This is a genomic window from Sphingobacterium sp. UBA1498 (assembly GCF_002325125.1).
In the GTDB taxonomy this organism is placed as follows: Bacteria; Bacteroidota; Bacteroidia; order Sphingobacteriales; family Sphingobacteriaceae; genus Sphingobacterium.
This window is the reverse complement of record NZ_DCRG01000023.1, coordinates 221,582-246,519: the sequence shown is the minus strand read 5'-3', so window position 1 is coordinate 246,519 and position 24,938 is coordinate 221,582. Positions and strand designations below refer to the sequence as shown.

Below are 24,938 nucleotides of genomic sequence, written 5' to 3'. Positions count from 1 at the left end.
CATGAAAAATAAAAAATATAGAAATAAACTGTGTATAACTGCATCGTTTTACTTGCTCCTTTCGCTGGTGGCCTGTAAACAGCGGGATGATTATCCTGTATTTGAGCAAAAAGAGCCTGTGGTGACTACTCCGGAAGTGATACCGCCTGACAATGAGATCGGTACGCTCATAAAAAAGATTATGGACAAAACGGATATTATCTCAATTTTTAAGCTGGATTCTACGACAACCCTTGCAAATGGAATAAAGCGTACGCATGTTCGTTATGTGAATAAATTAAATCAGGCCATGAGTATGCAGATTTTAGAGGTGGATCTTTCGAAGTCTAATGTAAAGGTGGCAGCACTAAGTCCTTTCGATGATTATCTATTTACGGTGCAGACTATGGCAGATATGGCTAAATATAATGAAGGCCGTTCTGGAGGTAAAGTAATAGCAGCAATCAATGGAGATGTCGTAACCTCTTCGGCGCCGACAGGTTCGTTCATCTTTAGAAGTCGACTGTTGAAAACGACCACCACGACAGCGACATCAAATACAAGGCCCTTCTTGGGGGTGAAAAAGGACGGCTCTGTTTTTGTAGGCAATAAACCATCGGAATCATCGTCGATGGACGCATATAATTTAAATGATCTTGCGTCATTGGTGTCTGGGGGTACATGGCTGTTATATAAAGGTGCTACTGTGGCTTCGACGGCAACAACGGTACAGGCGAATACAGCCGTGGGAATCAGTGCTGATAAAAATTATTTGTATGCTGTTGTGGTGGATGGTGGTACGAATGCTTTTTCCGTTGGTATTACCTATAATGATTTAGGAAAGATTATGCAATCAATCGGAGCTTCTGATGCTTTTGTTACAAATGGTGGAGCTGCATCCGTAATGGTGCAACGCATAGAAAATGACGCGCAGACCGGCGGAGTAAGCTGGAAAGTGGTCAATAAACCGGTAGCAGCTGCAGGTGGTTCTAGTGCCAATGGTATTGGTTTTGTGGTAAAATAGTTTCTATCTAAATAGCATGCATAAGGGCTTTTGGAAGAGATATCCGAAAGCCCTTTTGCATGATATGGAATTTATGCAAGGCTCAGACGGTCGTAAATCTTGGGCGCTGAAATAGTCGATGTGTTCGTTGGCTTTTTGGGGTAAAAGATTATAGAGGCACGCAGGCGTTGCCGCCAATAGCGGCAGGGTGGTGAGGTAATAAAATAGTTGCAGTTTTTTGCTGAATGGCAATTTGGTGGTTTGATAGCCAATGTTTTAGTTGCTTTCTAATACTGATTTATGCGTGTTATGCGTGCTGTTTTAAAAATAATGTGTTTGTTACTTGTTCGTATTTTTATCCCGCGACGTCATAATGAATTTAATATTGAGATATTTCTTTAAATGGTTGTAATTCTACTGTTTAACTCATATTTTTAGTGGCTGTGCGGTGATTCATAATTGATGGCTTTATTCCATTTTTAACTTTGAGAAAAAGTGAACACTTACTTTCTTTTGCGTTTTTGTGACAAGTTTTGTTTTAAAAACGAAAACTTCTACTTACTTTTATCCTGATTTTCAATTATTCATGCATAAAACTGCATTTCTGCATGAGCTAAAAGTCTATTTATGATGAAAACTACCTTATTAAAACTTGCCTTTGTGATTTCGATTGCCGGTTTTGTCTCTTGCGGCAGTTCACTAAAGTCTGCTCAGGTCAATACGGCAAATGGGATACGCGTAGCGGGGGCTGCGGAGAATGTGATTCTGCCAGGAGCGGACCAGCTCGATTTATATCTGCCTCAATTAAAAGGTAAGAAGGTAGGTATTATGGGGAATCAAACCTCGATTGTTGGTTCCGATAAAAAGCATCTTGTTGATGTATTGATGGAGAACAAAGTTGACTTAAAGTTTGCTTTTGCTCCTGAGCACGGTTTCCGTGGTAATGTTGAACGTGGCGAGAAGTTTGGGAATGATGTGGATCAGAAAACAGGTTTGCCTTTGTTTACATTATATGGTGGCAATAAAAAGCAGGATTCCATTGTGAATTCCATTGATGTCATGATTTTCGATCTACAAGATGTGGGTGCGCGTTTTTATACCTATATCACTTCATTGCATCGTGTCATGGAACTTTGTGCAAAACATAATAAAAAACTGATCATTCTAGATCGCCCAAACCCAAATGGCGATCAAGTAGATGGTCCTGTAAGGCATGACGATAAATTTAAATCCGATGTGTCTTGGCATAAGATAGCTATGATTCACGGTCTGACTATTGGAGAGCTTGCACAGATGATCAATGGAGAACGTTGGTTGGAGAATGGGCGCCAGGCGGATATACAGATTGTGAAGGTGCAAAACTGGGATCACAAAACAATGTATGATTTGCCCGTAGTTCCCTCGCCAAGTTTACCCAATCCACTGTCTGTACGTTTATATCTTTCATTGTGCCTTTTCGAAGGGACTGACATTTCGGTAGGACGTGGTACAGATTGGCCTTTTCAGGTTTTAGGATATACAAATCCGGTATACGGTTCTTTTACGTTTACCCCCGGCGAACGCCATGGTATGTCGAAGCATGTGGAAGGAAAAGGGGCTACAAATTATGGTATAGACCTACGGGCTTTAGATCCAGCGAGTCAAAAATTCACCTTAAAATATCTATTGGATTTTTATCAAAAGACGCCGGATAAATCCACTTTTTTTGCACGGCCTGAATTTTTTGATAAACTGGCAGGCACTGATCAATTACGAAAGCAGATCCTTGCTGGTCAATCCGAGAAACAGATTCGTGCGTCGTGGTCCGATGACTTAAAAGCATATAAGCAAATGCGTCAAAAGTATCTGCTTTACACTGATTTTGAATAGCAATAACTAACAAATATTAACTAGAATCATTTATTTTAAAACTCTATAATCAATGAGAAAATTTGTACTATTTTCTGTTGCTCTTGGATTGAGTTTTCCTTCTGAATCCTATTCTTTTACAAAGAAAGAAGGTACGTTGAACAGTGGTAATTTAACAAGCGCTCTTCTACGTTCTTCTGCAAAAGGTGCGGTTCAAAATACGGTGCAAGGTACTGTAAAGGATGGAAAAGGTCCAGTCTCTGGGGTAAGTGTATTTTTGATTGGCGGTACTGCGTCAACAAAGACCGATGCTCAAGGACAATTTAAAATTACAGCTGCCGTGGGGAGCAAGTTGCGTTTTTCATCTGTTGGATACGTGACGAAGGAAGTTTCCGTAACTTCAGGTTCGCTTGATGTGACGCTAGCCGACGATAATCAAGCGTTGGATGAAGTTGTGGTGGTGGGGTACGGTACTCAGAAAAAAGGTAACTTAACTGGTGCTGTTTCTACTATTAATGTAAAGGATAATCTTCAGGGCCGTGCTATTGCAGATGTTGGCCGCGGTATTCAAGGTACGACACCGGGTCTGACTGTTGTGGTGCCTAGTGGAGAAGTTGGTTCCGATCCGGTGATGAAAATCCGTGGTCAAATGGGTTCGATTGCTGGGGGATCTAGTCCGCTTATTTTATTGGATAATGTGGAGATTCCAAGTATCCAATTGGTTAATCCTGCTGATGTCGAGTCTATTTCGGTACTGAAGGATGCAGCTGCTTCTTCTATTTATGGTGCTAAAGCTGCATTTGGTGTGGTATTGATTACCACAAAAAAAGGAGCAAAGGGTGGCGATAGCTTCAATATCAATTATTCCAATAACTTCTCCTTCCAGAACTCTGCCGTAGATTATAATATGGGCGATGTGAATGCGCTCAAATACTCTTTGGAAGCAGCTGAACGTGTCGGGGAATCTGAGACAGGTGCTTTTTACAAAATTAACCGCGAAAGCTATCAGCGGGCATTGGATTGGAAAAAGAATTACGGTAACTCCATTGGTGCTAATGATCCTACTGTTTATGGCCGTGATTGGTATGTCAATCCTGCCGAACCTACTAAAAAGTATGGTGTTCGTACCTACAACGTAGAGGATTATATGATCCGTAAGGCTGCCCCTACTTCTCAGCATGATTTAAGTATTTCGGGTACATCGGGTAAGACACAATATAATTTGAGCATGGGGTTGTTGAGTCAGTCTGGTATGATGAAAACAACGGATCATGACAAGTTTAACCGTACAAATGCGGCATTGCGCATATCCTCTGATATTAATAAATATTTAACGGTGCGCGGTGGTGCTATGGTGTCGCGCCGTAAAAAAGAGTACCCTTATACAACAAGTTCAACGACCGCAGATCCGTGGTTGTATCTCTATCGCTGGAGCTCATTGTATCCGATGGGGTATGACGACAGAGGTAATATGATTCGTAGCCCATGGAGCGAGACGTCTTCCGCAAATACGGCGAGTTTCCAAAATAACTACATCAATTTGAATTTAGGAGCAACTGTGAATATCAAGAAGAACTGGAAAGTTGATTTTGATTACACATTCTCCAATCAAGAGGAAATCACAACGCAGCCTGGTACACGTTTTACTGCGGCAGATTCTTGGGTTGCGGGTGTAGCGAGAAAAGATGCTTCGGGTAATCCGATCTATGTAAATTCTGATGGTCAGGTGGTTGCTGCAGGTGCTACAGGAGCGATGGCTGCATATGATCTGAATTACTATACGTATACGGCTAATGGAGCAAATCCTGATCACTTTTTGAGAGCTTCAGGTGCTCGTCGTAATAATACTATCAATGCGTTCACGACCTATGATTTAAATCTGGACGATGATCATGATTTCAAATTTATTGCCGGTGTTAACCGTGTGACGTTGGATTATGATATGAACTCTTCGCAAACATTTAACTTATTGGATATTCGTAATCCACAATTGGGTTTCGGTGTAAATACGTCTGCGCAATTGGCGAAAGGTGATGCTGCATGGGAGGCACAACTAGGCTATTTCGGACGTGTAAATTATGCCTATAAAAATAAATACCTTGTGGAGGCAAACATTCGCTATGATGGTTCTTCGAAATTTCCGAAAGATTTGAAATGGCAATGGTTCCCATCTTTCTCGGCAGGTTGGGTAGCTTCGGAAGAGAGTTTTATGGAATGGGCTAAGCCTACACTTAATCAGTTGAAGTTTAGAGGTTCGTGGGGATCTATTGGTGATCAAACTGTACCACCGAGTTTATACACATCGACCATGATACCGGGGGATGTAGCTTGGTTGGGTGCTGACGGTAGCCGTTATTTTACGATTGGAACTCCTTCGGCAGTAAGAAGTGAATTGAAGTGGCAGCGTATTGAAACGACAGACATAGGTTTGGATATGCGCATGTTCAAAAATAAATTGGGATTAGTTTTCGATTGGTATAGAAGAGATACTAAAAACATGATCGTCCCAAGTGGTGATGTTAGTGCAACTTTTGGAGCTCCTGCACCACAGGGTAACTTTGGCGCCTTACGTACACAAGGATGGGAACTCGCTTTAGATTTTAACCATCGTTTTGAAGGCGGCTTTGGCTTTAATGTCAGAGGAACGTTATCGGATGCGAAAACGACTATTCTGCAATATACAAACACGCGGGTAATTTCAGATTACTATAATGGTAAAGATGTGGGTGAAATCTGGGGTTATCGTACTGATAGATTATATCAGGCGGGTGATTTTGAATATGATGCTTCGGGAAAGATGGTGGAGATTGAAATTAATAAAAAGAAATTTAATAAGCTTTCAGATCCTAACGGCGCTTACAATACCTTCCCGACAAGCAGTAATTTTAAATTTGGTCCTGGTGACGTGAAATTTACTGACTTGAATGGCGATGGTCAGATTAATGCCGGAGCTGGTACCTTGGATGATCATGGTGATATGGAGATTATCGGTAACGAAACACCGCGTTATGAATACGGCTTCCGTTTGGGATTTGACTATAAGGGCTTTGATCTTTCTGGATTTATGCAGGGGGTTGGAAAACGTCAGATCTGGGGTAATGGTTTCTTGACGATTCCTGGTTATAACGCTTCGGATGGTGCTATGCCTTCAGCAATTGCTGATAATTTCTGGTCGGCAGACCATACAGGTGCTTTCTATCCGAGAGCATATAATAATGCGGCAAGCAATGATGCAAACAATATGGTTAAACAGTCCCGTTACCTATTGGATATGTCGTATTTACGTATTAAAAATATCACATTGGGTTATACCTTTCCGTCGACATTGACGCGAAAAGCATTTATCAAAACGGCAAGAGTATATACTTCATTGGAAAACTTCTTCACTTTTGATAAGCTGAACGGCTTACCGGTAGACCCAGAGGCAATCAATGGATTTTCTATTTTTAATGCTACAAATTATAACTCGGGTAGAACAGGTGTTGGTACACCAATGTTTAAGTCGGTGTCGTTTGGTGTTCAGGTTAATTTTTAAAATTTACAACAATGAAATTTACAAAGAAAATAGCATTTTTGGCGCTTGGAGCAACGTTGGTGCTATCATCCTGTAATAAAGACGTGCTTGATCGTAATCAGTTGACAAGCTTGGAAGATGATAAAGGTTGGGGCAACGAACTTGCGCTGCGCCTGTACGCTAACGGTTTTTATGCCAATTATTTTACGGGATATAATACAGGTTTCGCTAAGGCTTATGCGCCGGTGACAGGTTATGATTTTTCGGATGATCTAACGAAGAAAAATATTCAGGATAATTTTGAGAATACGATTCCTACAAGTCGAAAAAATCAATATTCCAGCACGATAGCTTTAATGGAAACTCCTGAAATGATCCGTGAGTATGCGGGTCCAACTTGGAGTTTTACTTATGTGCGCAAAGCAAATATCTTTATCGACCGTATTGAGAACAAAACCAAACCGAATATCAATGATGAAACGTACCGTCATTGGATGGCGGTAGCTCGTTTTTTCAGAGGGTTTGAGTATAGCCGATTGGTCGAAGTGTTTGGTGACGTACCTTATTATGATAAGGAATTGAAAGATACTGAACTGGATTTGATGTACAAGGATCGCGACAGCCGTGCGGTAGTAATGGATCATGTGTATGACGATTTTCAGTATGTACTGGATAATATGCGTACAAATGATGGTAAGCAATATTTGAATAAATATGTGGCGGCATCGTTTATCTCCAGACTGATGTTGTTTGAAGGTTCCTTTTTGTATTATCACAATTTAGATAAGGAAAGAGCAAAAAAATACCTTGAAATGGCACAAAAAGCCGCGGAAGTTGTTATGGCTTCCAATGCCTATAATTTTAGCAGTGATTTCAAAAGCTTATTTGCTTCGGATGATTTAAGTGCTAATAAGGAGGTGATTATGTACCGCGCTTATGATGCTACGAAAAGCGCAACGCATAGTGTAGGATCGTATAGTAATGGTACAGAAGGCCAGAGTAATGCTGCTAATCTTGTGTTGATTAAATCTTTTATCTGTAACGACGGTAAGCCATGGCAAAGTTCTTCTTTGGCAAATGCAAATAGCTTTACGCTGAAAGATCTGGCGCTTACGCGTGATCCACGTTTTGAGGCTTCCATCTACGAGAAACCCCTAACATCTTCGTCGACACTTTTCTATGCGTATAAGTTTGCATCCCGAGAAGCTTTGGGTTATTTGGGCAAAACTTATCCGGCAGCTTGGGCTTCCAGTACAAATACCTCGGATGCTCCTGTGATCCGCCTGGCGGAAGTTGTGCTGAACTGGGTTGAGGCGAAGCAAATTTTGGCAGAAGGTTTCGGTGGTGTTGCAGTGACACAGACTGATATCGATAAATCCATTAATGCGATCCGTAATCGTCCACTTGACGCTGTTGCGGTTGCAAAGGGTGTTCAGAAAACAGCTCCATTGCAAGTTGGCGCCATTGCAAATGATCCTTCCCGCGATGCTGACGTTTCGCCGTTGATGTGGGAAATCAGACGTGAGCGACGTATGGAGTTTGTTTATGAAGGATTACGTCTGCTTGATATCAAGCGTTGGAAGAAGTTGAATTACATGGATTTCAGCAAAAACAACGACTATTTCTTGGGTCCTTGGATCAATGTTAAACAAGATATGCCGGCCTTGTTGGTGGATAGCAAAAAAGGTTTGTTGAAAGTGGTGGATGCGAATGGTAATACCATTTCGTATGATGGTACGAATGGCGATAAGTTAATTGGTTATTATCGCGTTGAGGACGTACGCAACCGGGAATCATTTACAGATCGCTCTTATATTGCGCCTGTTGGATTAGAGCAGGTGAATGAATATGCTGCCAAAGGTTATAAGTTAACCCAAACTAAAGGGTGGTAATTTAATTTACATATCTATTAAGCCTTGTCTATGTTTATAGACAAGGCTTTTTTATGCTCTAATAGCGAATGCTGTCTAGGCGCATCTCAACCAATATCTAACATTGCTTTTGCATAAAAACGCAATATTATTTCTGTTTTATGCATAAAAACGCTATTTTTAAGAAAACATTACGCATGAGGTTTCCAATTATTACCTTTTTTATTGCATTATCTTGCATTTTTAATGTCTCGATTGCACAGCAGTCTTTCAAATTCGCTCACGTGACCGATACGCATGTTGGCGGTGCAACAGGAGCGGAAGATTTGCGACGTACAGTAAAGGATCTAAATACGGTGAAAGATATTGATTTCGTGATACTGTCTGGTGATATCACCGAGTTTGGTGCTGATCATGAGCTCAAGCTGGCTAAGCGTATTTTGGATAGCTTGCAGCTTCCCTGGTATGTTATTCCGGGGAATCATGATGGAAATTGGTCTGAAAATGGAGCGAATACTTTTCGCACCGTTTTTGGTGGTGAAACTTTTTTCTTCAAGCACAAAGGCTATGCATTTATGGGGACCAATTCTGGTCCGAATATGCGGATGAGCCCCGGTCAGATTCCACGCGAAAATCTGGTCTGGATGGACGCTGTTTTTGCCGCGAATCCGGATAAACAGCTGCCATTGATCTATATTAACCACTATCCACAAGATTCATCGTTGAATAACTGGTTTGACGCGTTGAAAAGGGTTAAAACACGGAATGTTCAACTGGCAATTTGTGGGCACGGGCATATCAATAAATTATACGATTGGGAAGGAATTCCTGGTGTAATGGGGCGCTCTAATCTGCGGGCAAATAAGGAAATTGGTGGTTATAATATTGTAACCATTGCAGACGGTAAGGCCACTTATCAAGAGCGTAACCCGGGAATGGGTACCCAGGAAAAGCCCTGGCTCGTTGTCCCTCTTTTCAATCATCATTTTGAAAATGAAACCGCGACTTACCCACGACCTAGTTATGCTGTCAATACAAAATATGCCAATCAAGTTAAGGTCAATTGGACTTTTGAAGATGCAAGTGATATCGGAGCGGGACTGACGGTTTACAAAAATAGCGTGATTACATCAAACACTGCCGGAGATATCTTTGCACTCGATTTAAAGACCGGCAGGAAGTTGTGGGCATTCCGTACTGGTGGTAAAGTGTATTCCACGCCTGCAGTTTCGAAAGGAATCGTGGTGGCTGGATCATCGGATCATGCAATTTATGCCGTGGATGCTCGGAATGGTCGATTACTGTGGAAGGTGCAGACAGAGAAAGCTGTTTTGGGATCGCCATTACTACACGATGGCGTCGCTTTTATCGGCGGTTCTGATGGTAAGTTTAGAGCGTTGGATATTAAAACAGGTGCTGTAAAATGGAGTTTTGATCAGGTCAAAGGATTTGTGTCAACATTACCGACCTATTATTTGGGCAATGTCATTTTCGGTTCATGGAGTAATGGGTTTTATGCCCTGAATGCCAAGACAGGTCGTCTTTCCTGGGAATGGAACAATGGACAGGCCAATCGCATGTTTTCTGCTGCTGCATGTAATCCAGTCGGCGTAAATAATCGTGTTTTTGTGGTTGCGCCCGATCGTTTTATGACAGCGCTGGACGCGAAATCAGGAGCAGTTATTTGGCGGGAAAAAAGAGATACAATTCGAGTACGGGAGTCGATGGGGCTTTCTGCAGATCGTAAATTGGTTTATGTAAAGACAATGGATGGTGATCTGTTGGGTGTATCGGTGGCCGGAAACAGCATGGATGTTGTTTGGAAGTCTGCATTGAAGTTACCTTATGAGTTGACGCCGTCGGCTATTAGTACAAACGGTAGATTGGTGTTTGTGCCGAGTCATTCGGGTTTACTTTCTGCAGTAAGCGCAAAAACAGGCGAAGTTGTATGGCAATATAAAATATCGAATGGAATGCTAAATCCCGTTGCAATAAATGGTCAAAAAGGTGTGATTGCGAGCACAATGGATGGTAAAATAGTGTCGTTAGCATTTTAAACAATTGGACGTAAAGATCTTTTTTGAAAATAAATGCCTTGATATGATAAAAAAATGTCTAAACTTCTTAAATTTACGTCAAGCTTTTATGCTTGTTTTTGCATGTTTTGTTTGTAACTTTGCGAAAGCACAGCAAAATGCTTGGATTAGAATAAACCAATTGGGCTATACTCCGGCAAGTAAGAAGGTTGCAGTATGGGGTGGAAAATCAATCAGGCAGCTTCGTTCTTTTGAGATTAAAAACGCAAAAACAGGTAAAACTGTGTATGTGCATCCTGTTGGAAAAGATTATGGGGCCTACGGTCCTTTTATTCAAAGTTTTCGTTTTGATTTTTCTGCCGTACAAGATACAGGACGCTTCTTTGTTCAAGCTGACGATGTAAAATCAGCAACATTCCGAATTGCGCGGGACGTTTATCAAGGGGCCGCAGATTTTGTATTGCGATATATGCGACAACAACGCACATTATTCAACCCTTTTCTGCAAGATAGTTGCCATACACACGATGGTTTTACACTTTACGCCGGAAAGGTGGGTATTCAAGATAGTTCGTATATCGATGCTGGTGGTGGTTGGCACGATGCTTCTGATTACTTGCAATATGCGACAACCTCGGCAAATGCAACATTTCACTTGCTTGCTGCCTATCGTGATTTTCCAAGAGTGTTTAGTGATTGGAAGCTGGCGAATGGGCTTGATGGTAAAAATGGTCGTGCGGATGTTCTGGATGAAGCGAAATGGGGATTAGATTGGTTGTTGAAAATGCATCCCAAGGCTAATGAAATGTACAATCAGATTGGAGACGACCGGGATCATGCCAGTATGCGGATGCCTAAGGAAGATCCGTATTATGGACGTGGATTTGAAAGGCCGGTGTATTTTATCGATGGTGCGCCACAACAACGGGGCAAGTATAGGAACAACACGACCGGTACAAGCTCTACTGCGGGTAAATTTAGCAGTGCTTTTCGCCTCGGGGCGACGTTGTTTGCTAAGGAAGATCGGAAGTATGCCAGACTGCTGTCGAAGAAATCAGCGTCCGCCTATGCCTATGCCAATATTAAGCCCGGCGTGACACAGACGGTTTCTGTGAAATCGCCCTATATCTATGCAGAAGACAATTGGGTGGATGATATGCAGTTGGCTGCTGCAATGGGGTTTTCAGCGACAAAGAAAAAGAAATTTGCCCAAGAGGGTTTACAATATGCCAGACAGGAGAAGGTGACACCTTGGATGATAACCGATACTGCCGCTCACTATCAGTGGTATCCGTTTATCAACCTTGGACATTATGAACTGGCAAAAGGATTAAAAGGGCAAGATCGCGAGGAGATTGTTTCTTACTATAAGCAAGGGATTGAGGAAGTTAATCGCAGAGCAGAGTTAAATGCCTTTTATCGGGGAGTTCCCTTTATCTGGTGCAGCAATAATTTGACTGTCTCTTTTGCCATCCAATGTTTGTGGTACAAGGAACTGACAGGAGATGCACAATTTGATGAGCTCGCTCAGGCTAATTTTGACTGGTTGTTTGGGACAAATCCCTGGGGAACAAGCATGGTTTATGGTCTTCCATCTTGGGGCGATACACCTGTGGATCCGCATTCGGCATTCACGTTTCTGGGAAAGCACCCGATCGACGGAGGTTTGGTTGATGGCCCTATTATGGCATCAACTTATCGCAATTTGATTGGTATCAAGCTGAATAATCCCGATCGTTATGCGGAGTTTCAAAGTGATTTGGCCGTCTATCACGATGATTACGGGGACTATAGTACCAATGAGCCGACCATGGATGGAACAGCTTCTCTCATTTATTTGCTTGCTTCAAAAGAGGGTAAGGCCATGGAGGAGCCTATTGGAAAAAAGTAACCCAGGATATTTTTGGTGCTATTGTCCGGGGCGACTCGACAACACAAAAGGTGGCGCTGATGTTTACTGGTCATGATTTGTCGGAAGGTACTTCAGCAGTGTTGGATGCCTTAAAACGTCATCATGTAAAAGGTTCATTTTTCTTGACAGGTGATTACCTCAGAAATCCGACCTTTAAACCGTATGTGCGTCGGATGTTAAGGGATGGTCACTATGTCTCGGGGCATTCGGATAAGCATCTTTTGGTCAGCGACTGGGGAAGTAGAAGTGTGTTATTGGTTACACGCGACTCTTTTGTGACTGATGTAAAGGCTAATCTGAATGCATTGCAAAGTGCAGGTATTAATAGCCGAAATCTGTCCTATTATATTCCTTCGTATGAATGGTATACGACTGAAACGGTCAATTGGGCAAAAGCGTTGGGGCTATCTTCGGTTAATTATACACCCGGAATACGGACAGCGGCCGATTATACGTATCCTGAAATGGGGGTTCGTTATTTGTCATCGGAAGTGATTCTCGACAATCTGTGGTCCTACGAGGCACGATTTGGGCTTAACGGGTTTATGCTGTTGATTCATATGGGAACGGATGACCGGCGTAAAGATAAACTGTATCATCATTTGGATGATATCATTCGCATATTAAAGGGAAAAGGGTATCAATTTGTAGATGTGCCCGATTTATTGAAATAAAGAAATACAATACATACTAATAATGGTAAATACAACGGAGAAAGATTCGAATTATCAGGATTTGGACAAGATGTCTGTGCATGAATTATTGACTAATATCAATAATGAGGATAAATCTGTGCCACTTGCTGTAGAGCAGGCTATCCCTCAGATTGAAGCATTGGTTAAGGTCACTGTGGAGAAAATGAAGGCTGGTGGTCGAACTTTTTATATCGGCGCTGGTACGAGTGGCCGTCTAGGCGTGTTAGATGCATCTGAATTACCTCCAACTTACGGTGTGCCATTTGAATGGATAATCGGCTTGATCGCCGGTGGCGATACCGCAATTCGGAAAGCGGTTGAATTTGCAGAAGATGATCTGGAGCAGGCCTGGAAGGATATGGAAGCCTATGATATCGATGAGAACGATGTTGTGGTGGGTATTGCGGCTTCTGGCACGACTCCTTATGTGATTGGTGGATTGAAAACCGCAAATGAAAAAGGACTTGTGACAGGATGTATCGTCTGCAATGGTGGCTCTCCTATTGCGGAAATAGCGCAATATCCTGTCGAAGTAATTGTGGGACCAGAATTCGTCACTGGGTCTACACGCATGAAATCGGGTACTGCACAGAAGCTGGTATTAAATATGTTTAGCACCGCAGTTATGATCCAATTGGGTAGGGTCAAAGGGAATAAGATGGTCGATATGCAATTGTCAAATCATAAGCTGGTAGGTCGTGGTGTGCGTATCATTATGGATCAAACAGGGGCGCCCGAGGATGAAGCTGCTGCTTTGCTTGAGCAGTTCGGGAACGTGAGACAGGCGATAGAATCCTATCAGGCAGCGCATTGACTATAACCAATTACTAATCACCTATTTTAAAAACAAACTATGTCACCAGTAATATTATTATCTTTTATAATAATCTATTTTGCGGTTTTGCTAGCAGTTGCGCACTTTACCTCAAAGGGAGCTTCTGATAACTCTACTTTTTTTGTTGCAAACCGTAATTCTAAATGGTATATGGTCGCCTTTGGGATGATCGGTACCGCACTCTCCGGCGTAACTTTTATTTCAGTTCCCGGTGCCGTCGGTGCTTCCGAATTCAGCTATTTCCAATTCGTTCTTGGCAATGCAGTGGGGTTTGTCATTATTGCCTACGTATTGCTTCCGCTCTATTACCGAATGAATCTGACGTCTATCTATACCTATTTGGAAGAGCGTTTTGGGCACACTACTTATAAAACTGGTGCCGCTATTTTTTTGGTTTCCCGAACGATAGGTTCCGCATTTCGTCTATATTTGGTCGCCATTGTATTACAGCATTTTATTTTTGATGCCTGGAATGTGCCTTTCGCGATTACGGTCGTTATATGTTTGGTGTTAATCTGGATGTATACCAATAAGGGCGGTTTAAAAACGATTATCGTAACAGATACCCTACAGACTACCTTCTTAGTGACTGCTGTCATTCTTTCCATTTATTTTATGGCAAAAGGATTGGATTTTGGTATTGTGGATACTTTTGAGGCCGTGAAAGAAAGTAGCTACTCCAAGATCTTTTTCTGGGATGATTTTGTGGGCAGTAAAGCAAATTTTTGGAAACAATTCTTGGGAGGAATTTTTGTGACCATTGCGATGACAGGGCTCGATCAGGATTTGATGCAGAAGAACTTATCGATGGGGACCATTAAAGAGGCGCAAAAAAATATGATCACTTTTACAAGCGTTTTTGTGGTCATTAATATTTTCTTTTTGGCTGTAGGCGCTCTGTTGTATATCTATGCGGCTAAAAACGGTATTGATGTCACCCAGTTGGCCACGCGTGATTATTTGTATCCGGAAATTGCATTGAACCATTTGACCATCGTTCCTGCCATTATTTTTATGATGGGTTTGACAGCTGCTACTTTTGCAACGACGGATAGTGCGCTAACGGCCTTAACGACTTCTTTTTGTGTAGACTTTTTGAACTTCAATAAAAAGGAAAACCCCAATGATCCAGCTTTGATCAAACAGCGTAACTATGTGCATTTTGGCTTTTCTATTGTGATGTTATTGGTTATTCTTGTCTTTAAGCTCATCAATGACGATTCGGTCGTCAATGCAATTTTTACCGCGGCGAGCTATACCTATGGACCTTTATTGGGCTTATTTGTTTTTGGGATTTTTACAAAATATGCGGTGCGGGATAAGGCTGTACCTTACATCTGTATCCTTTCGCCAACTATATTATTTTTGCTTAAGACCTATATTATCGAGGTGCATACGCCTTATGTTATCGGATTGGATCTAATTATCATTAATGGCTTTATTACATTTGTGATGCTTTTGATCAGTACGCCGGGTAAAGCTAGCGAAAGCGCATTGTCCCACAACTAATACATTTTGGCTATAAAAAGTTTCTCCATTGGTGAGAAGATGTAAATACAAGTATTGATTTGATTTGTACGTACAGAAAAATTAAGTTAAGTTTGATATACTTAGTTTTTCTGTACGTATGTATCATAGCATAAATGAGACTACGGAATTTATCCGTAGAAAAATTGGAGATTTTACTCCAGAGTTCGGTATCATCCTAGGTACCGGTTTAGGTAAATTGGTTGATGAGATTGAAGTCGAGTATCAGCTGATGTATTCCAATATACCTAATTTCCCTATTTCAACTGTTGAATTTCATTCTGGTAAGCTTATTTTTGGCAAGCTGAGTGGCCGTAATGTGGTCGCCATGCAAGGAAGGCTACATTACTATGAGGGTTACGATATGCAGCAGATTACATTTCCAATCCGTATTATGAAGGTGTTGGGGATAAAAAAATTGTTTGTTTCAAATGCTGCCGGATCGCTAAATCCTGCGGTAAAAAAGGGTGACCTCGGCATTATTGAAGACCACATCAACTTATTGCCCGACAATCCACTTCGCGGACAAAATCTGGCTGAGTTTGGCCCACGATTTCCGGATATGAGTGAGCCGTATAACCAGGAGATGATCGCACAGGCTCTTGAAATTGCGAGCCAACACACGATTACTGCACGAAAAGTTGTTTATGTTTCTTCTGCGGGTCCTAATTTGGAAACCAAAGCGGAGTATCGCTATATGCGTTTGATCGGTGGGGATGTGGTCGGTATGAGTACGGTTCCGGAAGTTATCGTTGCCAATCATATGGGGCTACCGGTATTTGCCATTTCAGTTGTTACGGATGAAGGCTTTCATGAACAGCTTAAACCTGTATCCCTGCGGGAAATTGTTGCGGTTGCGGAGAAAGCGGAACCTAAAATGACATTAATTTTGAAAGAATTAATAGCTTTGCAATAAATTGCATCTTCATGTAACACCGGTGAGGGAGAAGGTTGTCGGATTTGTGTAGGGTGAAGGGTAATTGGTTCATTCAGGTGAATTTAGCTTTTTTGGTTTTTATATAATTTTAGATGAAGTTGTTTGTACGCATTCTTGCCGCATGGTGTTTTTTATTTATTTATTCCATGGATGTCATTGCGCAGAGCAAAGAGGATTGGAGCAGTGCATTGGATTCGGCGAGAGCCAAGGAGGACGGAAAAAAGGATTCTGTTATCCTATCGGCCAAGTATATCCGCTATGCAACATTGGATATGTTGAAAAAAGGCACCTATACAAGACAGATTGACACTTCACATCATAATTACCAATATTATAACCCGCAAAATTTACCTTGGAATCCCAGTGTGAATCTCGGTTCTTATGGTCTGGCTACGCGCGACCTGCTGTTTCAGCCTAAAAAAACCATTGGATTTCAGTCTGGTTTTACCGCATTGGAGCGTTATTTACTAAATCCTGATTCGGTTCAATATTTTAGGGCACGGGCCAGATACTCTGAGTTGTCAGCGGTGGGGTTTTTCTTTAATGATCAGGTTTTTAGGGCTCGGGTAGCGCAAAATATCAATTCCCAATGGAATATGAATGTGGATTTCCATTCGACTAAAACGGATGGTTATTACCTGAATCAGAATTACTCCGACTTAAAGGCTTCAATTGCCTCGTGGTACGAATCAAAAAATAATCGGTATAACCTGTTGATCAATGCGGTATTTAACCGGTTGGATGCCATGGAAAATGGCTCTATTACCGAAGATCGCCCGTTTGCACCTGAAAACAGACAGGCTCCAAATCGTTTTAACCCTAAATTTGGCAATTCTGACAAGAATGTGATTCCACGATCCAGATGGTGGGATAAATCATTTTTTCTAAGACAGTCGCTTTACGTGGGGCGATTGGATACCATTGATAAAGGTAAGCCCACCATGGAGATTCGGCCTACCAATAGCATGGCGCACAATACCCGTATTAGAAGACAAACCTATAACTTCTTCAAGAATACGGATGATCAGAATGCAGTGTTGCCCTACAACAACAAAGCCTTGGCATTAAATAATGATAAGACCCTGATTACAAATGTTTCGAATGAGTTTGAATACAACTTTTTCCTCCGTGGGAAGTCGGTATTTAAGAATGAGGCAAAATTAAACCTGGCGTTTCAGCACGATATGAACTGGGTGGAGCAAAACCAGCTCGATTCCAATCGCTATTATAATAACCGCGCGGCTTATCCGCAGGCGATTAATAAATTGCCGGATAGCACCACGTTTGATCGCTTTTACCAAAATGGCATCGTAAAGGGCGAATTGGGCTATCAGTTTTCCGACCGTCTTGATTTTAGTTTGAAGGCGAATCAGATTGTATTCGGTCACAATTTTGGGGATTTTTTATATGATGCCAAAGCGGATATCGCTATGGGCGATAAAATCGGAAAGGTAACGCTTTCTGCGTATTCACAGAATAAGTCCCCTGAGATGGTTTTTGAGAATTTAAATTATACGTATGCAAAATGGAATGATTTGGATCTTAAAAAGACTAAAATTCAGAATCTCGGTTTTCAATATGCTAATCCGATGCTTGGTTTTCATGGTAAGGTTGAATATTTCCTGATGAATAATTATACGTATTTTGCAGAGCGGCCCAATCCGCAGGACGATCCTAAAAATGACAAATGGATTGTTCCGACCCAATTGGATAAGGCCAATTTATTGAAGGTAACGGTCGGACAAAAATTTAAATTGAACCATTTTACTTTAGACAACCTGGTTGTCTATCAAAAGACAGATCAACAAAACGTATTGGCGGTTCCCGAATTGTATACTTGGCATAGTTTGTATTACAGCAATCTTTTCTATAAAGTAATTGATTACAGCATTGGTTTGGATGCGAAGTTTAATACAACTTATGCAAATCCAAATTATTCGGTTGGTACAGGGCAATTTTACAATGCATATAAGCAAATCGAGTTTTCGACTTATCCAATTATGGATTTGTGGATTACAGCAAACATACAACGGGTAAACATGTTTTTGAGCTATAATTTTTTAAACCAGAACTTCTATCCACACGGATACTACACGGTTCGGCGCTATCCGATGAATACCGCCAACTTTAGGTTTGGAATTTCGTGGAAGTTCTATGACTAAAAATTATTTCGGTGTTTCTTAGCTTGTTGTGATCGTTAAGGCATAAAATCTTATAAAATAATTTTGAGAATAGAATTTTTAAGCTATATTTGCACACGCAATTAGGGAACGGCGTTCTTTAAAAAAGTATGGAGGCTTAGCTCAGCTGGTTCAGAGCATCTGCCTTACAAGCAGAGGGTCACAGGTTCGAATCCTGTAGCCTCCACCATACAAAGTCGGAGAATTAGCTCAGCTGGTTCAGAGCATCTGCCTTACAAGCAGAGGGTCACTGGTTCGAATCCAGTATTCTCCACCAATCCAAAACGGAGGCTTAGCTCAGCTGGTTCAGAGCATCTGCCTTACAAGCAGAGGGTCACAGGTTCGAATCCTGTAGCCTCCACAAAGCATCATTGACTGGTGCTTTTTTTTCGTTAGGGGGTTTAGCTCAGCTGGTTTAGAGCACTACCTCGACAAGGTAGGGGTCACTGGTTCGAACCCAGTAATCCCCACAATAAAAAAAAGCGTTCATCATGAACGCTTTTTTTTATGCATTGAATTGCCTGTAAATTTCGAAATTCCCTTTCAGGTAGTTAGTCTGCTTTGGGAATCTCTTGTGGTTATTTTATTGTTAGTTCTTCTTTTTACCTAGCTTAATGCCGTAGCCTGTCGTCCATTCAATAAAGTCGGCTTTACCTCCATGGGCTTTAATAGAAACGCCAGCAAAGAAATCTTTGTAGACTTTATAGCGTACACCTACTCTAAGGTATATGGGCATGCTCTCGCCATTGAATTTGTTGCGATGCAGGTAGGCCCCTACATTTCCGTTGATATACAATCTGGAGTTTAAAACATGGTCGATGTAGAACGCTGGTCCATACGAAAATAAGGCTGAAAATTTGCCAGCTTTGTCGCCTGCCACCTTTTCATCATTCCCGCTGGCAGAATAGAATGCATCAACCCCAGCGCCGAGGCGCCATTTGTAGCCCAAATGTCTGCTATAATAAGCTCCCAACATCGATTTAAAATATTGGCTATCATGCTCCCGATCGATCTGCTTGAAACCAAAGGCATAATTGAAATGTAGCTCTTCGGTTTTCTCCATCGGGGGAATATGCGTTTTTCTGTAGTCAAATGGCTTGTCTGTTGGTGTATACGAAACGGATAAACTCAAAGGGACGAGATTTATCCCTGTATTGGGTAATGCCAGTGCTCCATTGCTGAAGTGGTGAAATGCCGCGCCAGCACCAACCTGAAAATGTTTGTTTAACCGATAGTTGGCCTGAATTCCGAAATCAATAAAAACGTTGTTTTTACTGCCGATAAGGAGGTTGAAAGGGTTATCTTCTTCGTTATAGGGGTTGAATCTGCCGGAGAGACCGAGGGCAATCCGATAATTGAAATTCCATCTCGAATTTACTTTTGGTCGAATGGGGATAGCCACAAAGCCGTATGCGGCAAAAGGCTGGCCCAGATGTTCCTGTCCAAAGGTGCTGCTATAGATACCGATACCGTAGATCGGATAGTTGTACAGTTCATTGTAGATGCTTTTTATTGAATCTTGAAACTGGGTTTGAAAACCTACTCTGAAATTTAACCCATTATAGTAAGAATCAGCTAGTGTTTCTTTGGAGCGTTCATTGAATTTAAGTTCGCCGCCGCTTTCATGTTCAAGTTGAAATATAAGTCTTTTCTTGGCTGGGATAAGGCTTTGTAAAGTGTCTGTTGAAGTTTCTATTCGAGGTGTAACCTGGGCTGTGGTACGAAAGGAAAGCAGTGCCAAGGTTACAAAAGCAAGTATTCTTGATGTCATGAAATAAAACGTTAGCGTTTTTTAAAATTTTTGCAAAAGTAAGCATGATATACCATTGTAACAAAAGTATTTAAACGGATGGGATATAAAGGTATCAAAACTGCCCGTTTTTAGCTACAGCTTTTTAATCCGACACAGGGAATTGTGCCCTTCGTTGTCACGATATCAAATGGATAAATAATTGTGGGTTATGCCTTTAATTATATTGCATATAAAAAGCAATTTATCTAAGTTTGAGCTGAAAAGAAAAAGGAAATATGATTAAAAACCTATTTAGAATTACTGCTGTTACGTTTGTACTAACAACAGCGGGGGGTGCTTTGTTTGCTCAGCACGCCAAATTTAATTGGAAAGAAGCATCTGAAGGGGGGTATACCTACAAGTACGTAACCAACGATCCTACTCATTCGCGGTTCTATAAGTTAAAAAATGGCTTAACTGTAATATTGAGTCCCACCAAAAAGGAACCCCGTATTCAAACGTACATCGCTACAAAGGCGGGTAGTAAAACAGATCCGAAAGATCATACTGGTTTAGCGCATTATCTGGAGCATATGCTATTCAAAGGAACAGATCAATTTGGGTCGAAAGACTGGAACAAAGAAAAGCCGCTGCTGGACCAGATTGATGCGCTCTATGAGAAATACAATAGTACAACAGACGAAACCGAACGGAAAGCAATTTATAAGGAGATTGATCAAGTGTCTGGAGAGGCTGCTAAATATGCGATAGCCAATGAGTACGATAAATTGATGGCGTCGATGGGGGCCGAAGGAACGAATGCTTTCACTTCATTTGAACAGACTGTTTATCAAGAGCAAATTCCTAGCAATGTGCTGGATAAATATCTGGCAGTGCAGGCGGAAAGGTTTAGAAATCCGGTATTGCGCTTGTTTCATACCGAGCTTGAAGCTGTTTATGAAGAGAAAAATATAAGTCTCGATAAAGATAATCGTAAGGCCGTGGAATCGATGTTTTCAGCGGCTTTTCCTGATAATAATTATGGAAAGCAGACCACAATTGGGACTGTTGAGCATCTTAAAAATCCGTCGTTGAAGGCAATTCGGGAGTATTTCCATACGTATTATGTCCCTAATAATATGGGTGTTATTATGTCGGGTGATTTTGATCCTACTGAGGTCGTTAAAAAAGTGGATAAGAGCTTTGCTTTTATGCAGCCCAAAGAGATTCCTGCCTACACTTTTGATGCTGAAAAACCAATTTTGACACCTATTGTCCGTGAGGTCAAAGGTCCGGATGCAGAGTTTATGCTGATGGGATTCCGTTTTCCGGGTGCTGCAACGAAGGATGCCCGCATGCTCAATTTGATGAGTCAGATCTTGACGAACGGATCTGCGGGTCTGATCGATCTGGATTTGGTGAAGAACCAAAAATTGTTGGGTGCTGGTGCTTTTCCTTACGTATTAAAAGATTATTCCTTGCTGCTACTACAAGGTAATCCTGGTCAGGGACAGCGCTTGGAAGAGGTAAAGCAGCTACTGTTGCAAGAATTGGCGAAATTGAGAAAAGGTGATTTCTCGGATGATCTGATAACCGCAATTGTCAATAATGCAAAGAAAGATGAAATTAAACAGAACGAAAGCTATGGCGACCGCGCTGAATCATTGATGGATGCCTTTACTTCTGGTCAAGATTGGGCATCTGTTGTGGGGTATTCGGATGAGTTAAATAAGATTACCAAGCAAGATGTGGTGGACTTTGCAAACAAATACCTGAACGACAATAATTATGTTGTCGTTTATAAACGTAAGGGGGTGGACAACAATGTAGTTAAGGTTGTTAAGCCAGAGATTACGCCTGTAACGGTCAATCGTGACGACCAATCTGATTTCCTAAAGCGGGTTGAAGCAATGCCGGAGGATAAAATCCAGCCGGTATGGGTAGATTATGATAAAGCTATTCAGAACGCTACTGCAAATGGACTGCCAGTGCTTGCTGTAAAGAACTCAGATAATGAGCTGTTTTCCCTGTCTTATCGTTTTGATGGTGGAAAATGGGGTAATAAGTTATTGGCTTTAGCTGCTGGTTATCTTGAATTTTTGGGTACAAAGGATAAGTCAAGTGAACAGTTTAGCAAAGATTTTTATCAATTAGCTTCTGATTTTTCGGTGTCTGCCGGTAACGAAGAGACCATGGTGTCGATTTCGGGTTTAAATTCAAACTTCACGGCCACATTGAACTTGATCCAAGATTTGTTGCGCAATTGTGTTGCTGACCAGGAAGCTTTCAAAATGTATATTGCCCGTGCAAAAAAAGCGAGAGCAAATGCGAAAGAAAGCAAGACTGCAATCATGGAGGGCTTGAAATCCTATGCAAAATATGGTGCTAAAAATCCATTTAATAATGTGTTTACAGATGCTGAATTGGATGCTTTAAAAGCGGAAGACTTGGTGAAGGTGTTGCACGATTTGGTTAATATGAAGCATACAATGCTTTATTTTGGTCCGTTATCGGCTACGGAATTTGTGGCGAAAGCGAAGCCTTTAAAACAAAGTACCGGAGCCTACGTAGCGGCAAAAAAGGCGGTTGTGTTTGAAGAGTTACCAACAACCAAGAATCAGGTGCTTTTTGCTGATTTTGATATGAAGCAAGCTGAGGTGTTTTGGTATAGAAGTTCAGAAGCTTACGACAGTGCCCTGACGCCTACAGTTTCGTTATTTAATAATTATTTTGGCGGCGGCATGGGAAGTATTGTTTTTCAGACTATCCGTGAGTCAAAAGCTTTGGCATATTCCACTTATGCTTATTATGGCCAACCGTATAAAAAAGGCAATCGGTATACGGTAGGAGCTTACGTCGGCACACAGGCAGATAAGTTTAACGATGCGATTAAAGGCATGAACGAGTTGTTGGATGTATTGCCTGAAAGTGCTAAAGGACTGGATATCGCGAAAGTTAGTCTAGAAAAGTCAATTGCCAGTGAGCGTGTGTTGAATGCTGCTATTTTAGGGAGTTATTTGGCAGCACAACGCTTGGGAAATACAACTGATATTCGTAAAGTCGTCTACGAAGAGGCACCGAAATTAACGTATGACAATCTGCATGCTTTTCATAAAAAGGAAATGAGTCAAAAGCCCTATGTTTATTGTATCGTAGCGAAAGAAGACAGTCTTAAGCCAGCTGATCTCGCCAAATTAGGCGAAGTTAAGAAGCTGGATCTAAAAGAGATTTTTGGGTATTAGCTCAGCCGCTATTAGCGTAGCCTTTATACACCTGAGAGAAGCCTTCAGTGATACTGAAGGCTTCTTTTGGTATGGGGTTATTAGAATCGGATAATTTCATCAATCTGCTCATTGATGAATTGCAGTGTATCTTCCTTAAATAACTCTCCGTCATCATTCAATTCATTCTGAACGCCGGGTATAAAAATCTTGAGTGGAAGTACATGCATTCTTAAATAGTTGCATATCCCAGTGAGATGATCGATTCCACGGAGGTTGCCATAGCGTCCAGAAGATAGTCCGACCAATGCAACTTTCTTGTGATAAAAGCTGATCGGAAATGTGCAGCAGTCAATAAAAAGCTTGAGTGCTCCGGGTATACTTCCGTTGTATTCTGGGGCGATGAAGATAAACAGTTCCGCTTTACTGACCTTTTCTTGGATAGGTTCGAATGCTGTGCTTCTTTTGCCATAAAGATCTGTCTCTAAAATGTTTGCTGGTAGATCTTCCAAAGAAAAAATGTCACTTTCAATTGACTTACGATCAAGTATTTGCTTGTAGCACTTTGCTATTTTTAACGTCTTGCTATTGGGGCGGTTTGTTCCGGATATTATTAAAATCATTGTGTTGTTGGTACTTATAAAAAGCGCAATTTCAAAGTGGATACATATCTCGATTTTTTGTATCTTAGCATCCTGAGGATATGTGCTTTTGCTTCGTCAAAAGTACGAAATATGCTGAACTTGTTCTGTTAATTTGAGTTGCGGATAGAGATTTTGGCAAATTGATCTTCAAAAAAGTGACATGTGGGATAAAATGACATTTTAATTAAGAAAGATTTTCATTCAGATGGGAAAAGTAATTGCAATCGCAAATCAAAAGGGTGGGGTCGGAAAAACCACAACGTCAATTAATTTGGCGGCTAGTTTGGCGGTTTTAGAATATAAAACATTGTTAGTGGATGCAGATCCTCAAGCAAACTCTACTTCTGGGATTGGCTTTGACCCGCGTACAATCACCGCAAGTGTATATGAATGTTTGGTAAATGATTTGGATCCCCGGGAGGCTATCCAATCGACAGAAACGCCAAATCTTGACCTTTTGCCTGCTCATATCGATTTGGTTGGGGCAGAAATTGAGATGATCAATATGCATGAAAGGGAGTACAAGATGAAAAAAATCTTGGATCAGGTGAAACATAATTATGATTTTATTATCATTGACTGTTCGCCTTCTTTGGGCTTAATTACAATCAATGCACTGTCTGCTTCGGACTCCGTCATCATTCCTGTACAGTGCGAATACTTTGCTTTAGAGGGTCTTGGTAAATTATTAAACACGATTAAGATTGTTCAAAATCGTTTAAATACGAGCTTGGAGATTGAAGGGATTTTGTTGACCATGTACGATGTCCGTTTGAGGCTGTCTAATCAGGTGGTCGAGGAAGTGAAAACACATTTCACGGATTTAGTTTTTGATACGATTATTCAGCGGAATACCCGTTTGAGCGAAGCTCCAAGTTTTGGAATTTCTGTTATCATGCATGATGCGTCCTGTAAAGGGGCAATCAATTATTTGAATTTGGCGCGTGAGATCTTACAGAAAAACGGGCATCTTAGTGAAATGAATAAAACAGTAACCGCATAAT

At 41.3% G+C, this 24,938-nt stretch carries 15 protein-coding genes and 4 tRNA genes; 17 read left to right on the top strand and 2 right to left on the bottom strand.

Going from position 1 to position 24,938, the window contains the following annotated elements; genetic code table 11:
• The first annotated feature begins 1 nt into the window (after position 1).
• From B3139_RS14225 to B3139_RS14155, 15 genes are all read left to right on the top strand, one after another.
• Positions 2-1,003: a phosphodiester glycosidase family protein gene (locus B3139_RS14225; RefSeq protein ID WP_209578505.1), complete on the top strand. Its 1,002-nt coding sequence runs from the start codon at positions 2-4 to the stop codon at positions 1,001-1,003.
• Positions 1,004-1,609: 606 nt separating this feature from the next.
• Positions 1,610-2,851 carry an exo-beta-N-acetylmuramidase NamZ family protein gene (locus tag B3139_RS14220; protein ID WP_293884165.1) on the top strand — a complete coding sequence of 414 codons (1,242 nt, stop codon included), beginning with the start codon at positions 1,610-1,612 and terminating at the stop codon, positions 2,849-2,851.
• A 52-nt stretch (positions 2,852-2,903) separates the two neighbouring features.
• Positions 2,904-6,365 carry a SusC/RagA family TonB-linked outer membrane protein gene (locus tag B3139_RS14215; RefSeq protein ID WP_293884163.1) on the top strand — a complete coding sequence of 1,154 codons (3,462 nt, stop codon included), beginning with the start codon at positions 2,904-2,906 and terminating at the stop codon, positions 6,363-6,365.
• 11 nt (positions 6,366-6,376) lie between these two features.
• Complete coding sequence (locus tag B3139_RS14210; protein WP_293884161.1) at positions 6,377-8,236, top strand: RagB/SusD family nutrient uptake outer membrane protein; 1,860 nt, start codon at positions 6,377-6,379, stop codon at positions 8,234-8,236.
• A gap of 176 nt (positions 8,237-8,412) precedes the next feature.
• On the top strand, positions 8,413-10,272 hold the full coding sequence (locus B3139_RS14205; protein WP_293884159.1) for a PQQ-binding-like beta-propeller repeat protein: 1,860 nt from the start codon (positions 8,413-8,415) through the stop codon (positions 10,270-10,272).
• 43 nt (positions 10,273-10,315) lie between these two features.
• Positions 10,316-12,142, top strand: a complete 1,827-nt coding sequence (locus B3139_RS14200) for a glycoside hydrolase family 9 protein (RefSeq protein WP_293884157.1) — start codon at positions 10,316-10,318, stop codon at positions 12,140-12,142.
• 59 nt (positions 12,143-12,201) lie between these two features.
• Positions 12,202-12,837 (top strand): polysaccharide deacetylase family protein, encoded by a 636-nt coding sequence (locus tag B3139_RS14195; RefSeq protein WP_293884155.1) that lies wholly within the window; start codon positions 12,202-12,204, stop codon positions 12,835-12,837.
• Positions 12,838-12,859: 22 nt separating this feature from the next.
• Positions 12,860-13,672 carry an N-acetylmuramic acid 6-phosphate etherase gene (murQ, locus tag B3139_RS14190; RefSeq protein WP_209578509.1) on the top strand — a complete coding sequence of 271 codons (813 nt, stop codon included), beginning with the start codon at positions 12,860-12,862 and terminating at the stop codon, positions 13,670-13,672.
• 39 nt (positions 13,673-13,711) lie between these two features.
• A complete protein-coding gene (locus tag B3139_RS14185; protein WP_209578510.1) occupies positions 13,712-15,202 on the top strand; it encodes a sodium:solute symporter in 1,491 nt (496 codons plus the stop codon).
• 118 nt (positions 15,203-15,320) lie between these two features.
• On the top strand, positions 15,321-16,136 hold the full coding sequence (locus tag B3139_RS14180) for a purine-nucleoside phosphorylase (protein WP_293884152.1): 816 nt from the start codon (positions 15,321-15,323) through the stop codon (positions 16,134-16,136).
• 113 nt (positions 16,137-16,249) lie between these two features.
• Positions 16,250-18,319, top strand: coding sequence for a putative porin (locus B3139_RS14175; protein WP_293884150.1), 2,070 nt, complete (start codon positions 16,250-16,252; stop codon positions 18,317-18,319).
• Positions 18,320-18,449: 130 nt separating this feature from the next.
• Positions 18,450-18,527 (top strand) — tRNA-Val (locus B3139_RS14170).
• Positions 18,528-18,536: 9 nt separating this feature from the next.
• Positions 18,537-18,614: transfer RNA gene (locus B3139_RS14165), tRNA-Val, on the top strand.
• A 9-nt stretch (positions 18,615-18,623) separates the two neighbouring features.
• A tRNA-Val gene (locus B3139_RS14160) sits at positions 18,624-18,698 on the top strand.
• 34 nt (positions 18,699-18,732) lie between these two features.
• Positions 18,733-18,807, top strand: a tRNA-Val gene (locus B3139_RS14155).
• 119 nt (positions 18,808-18,926) lie between these two features.
• On the opposite strand, the gene B3139_RS14150 is transcribed toward B3139_RS14155, so the two are convergent.
• Positions 18,927-20,108, bottom strand: coding sequence for an acyloxyacyl hydrolase (locus B3139_RS14150; protein ID WP_209578513.1), 1,182 nt, complete (start codon positions 20,106-20,108; stop codon positions 18,927-18,929).
• A gap of 257 nt (positions 20,109-20,365) precedes the next feature.
• Between B3139_RS14150 and B3139_RS14145 the strand changes: the two genes are divergently transcribed.
• Complete coding sequence (locus tag B3139_RS14145) at positions 20,366-23,311, top strand: M16 family metallopeptidase (protein WP_293884148.1); 2,946 nt, start codon at positions 20,366-20,368, stop codon at positions 23,309-23,311.
• An 80-nt stretch (positions 23,312-23,391) separates the two neighbouring features.
• On the opposite strand, the gene B3139_RS14140 is transcribed toward B3139_RS14145, so the two are convergent.
• Positions 23,392-23,913 carry an NADPH-dependent FMN reductase gene (locus B3139_RS14140; RefSeq protein WP_209578515.1) on the bottom strand — a complete coding sequence of 174 codons (522 nt, stop codon included), beginning with the start codon at positions 23,911-23,913 and terminating at the stop codon, positions 23,392-23,394.
• Between the two features lie 226 nt (positions 23,914-24,139).
• Between B3139_RS14140 and B3139_RS14135 the strand changes: the two genes are divergently transcribed.
• A complete protein-coding gene (locus tag B3139_RS14135) occupies positions 24,140-24,937 on the top strand; it encodes a ParA family protein (protein ID WP_293884145.1) in 798 nt (265 codons plus the stop codon).
• Position 24,938: the final 1 nt, after the last annotated feature.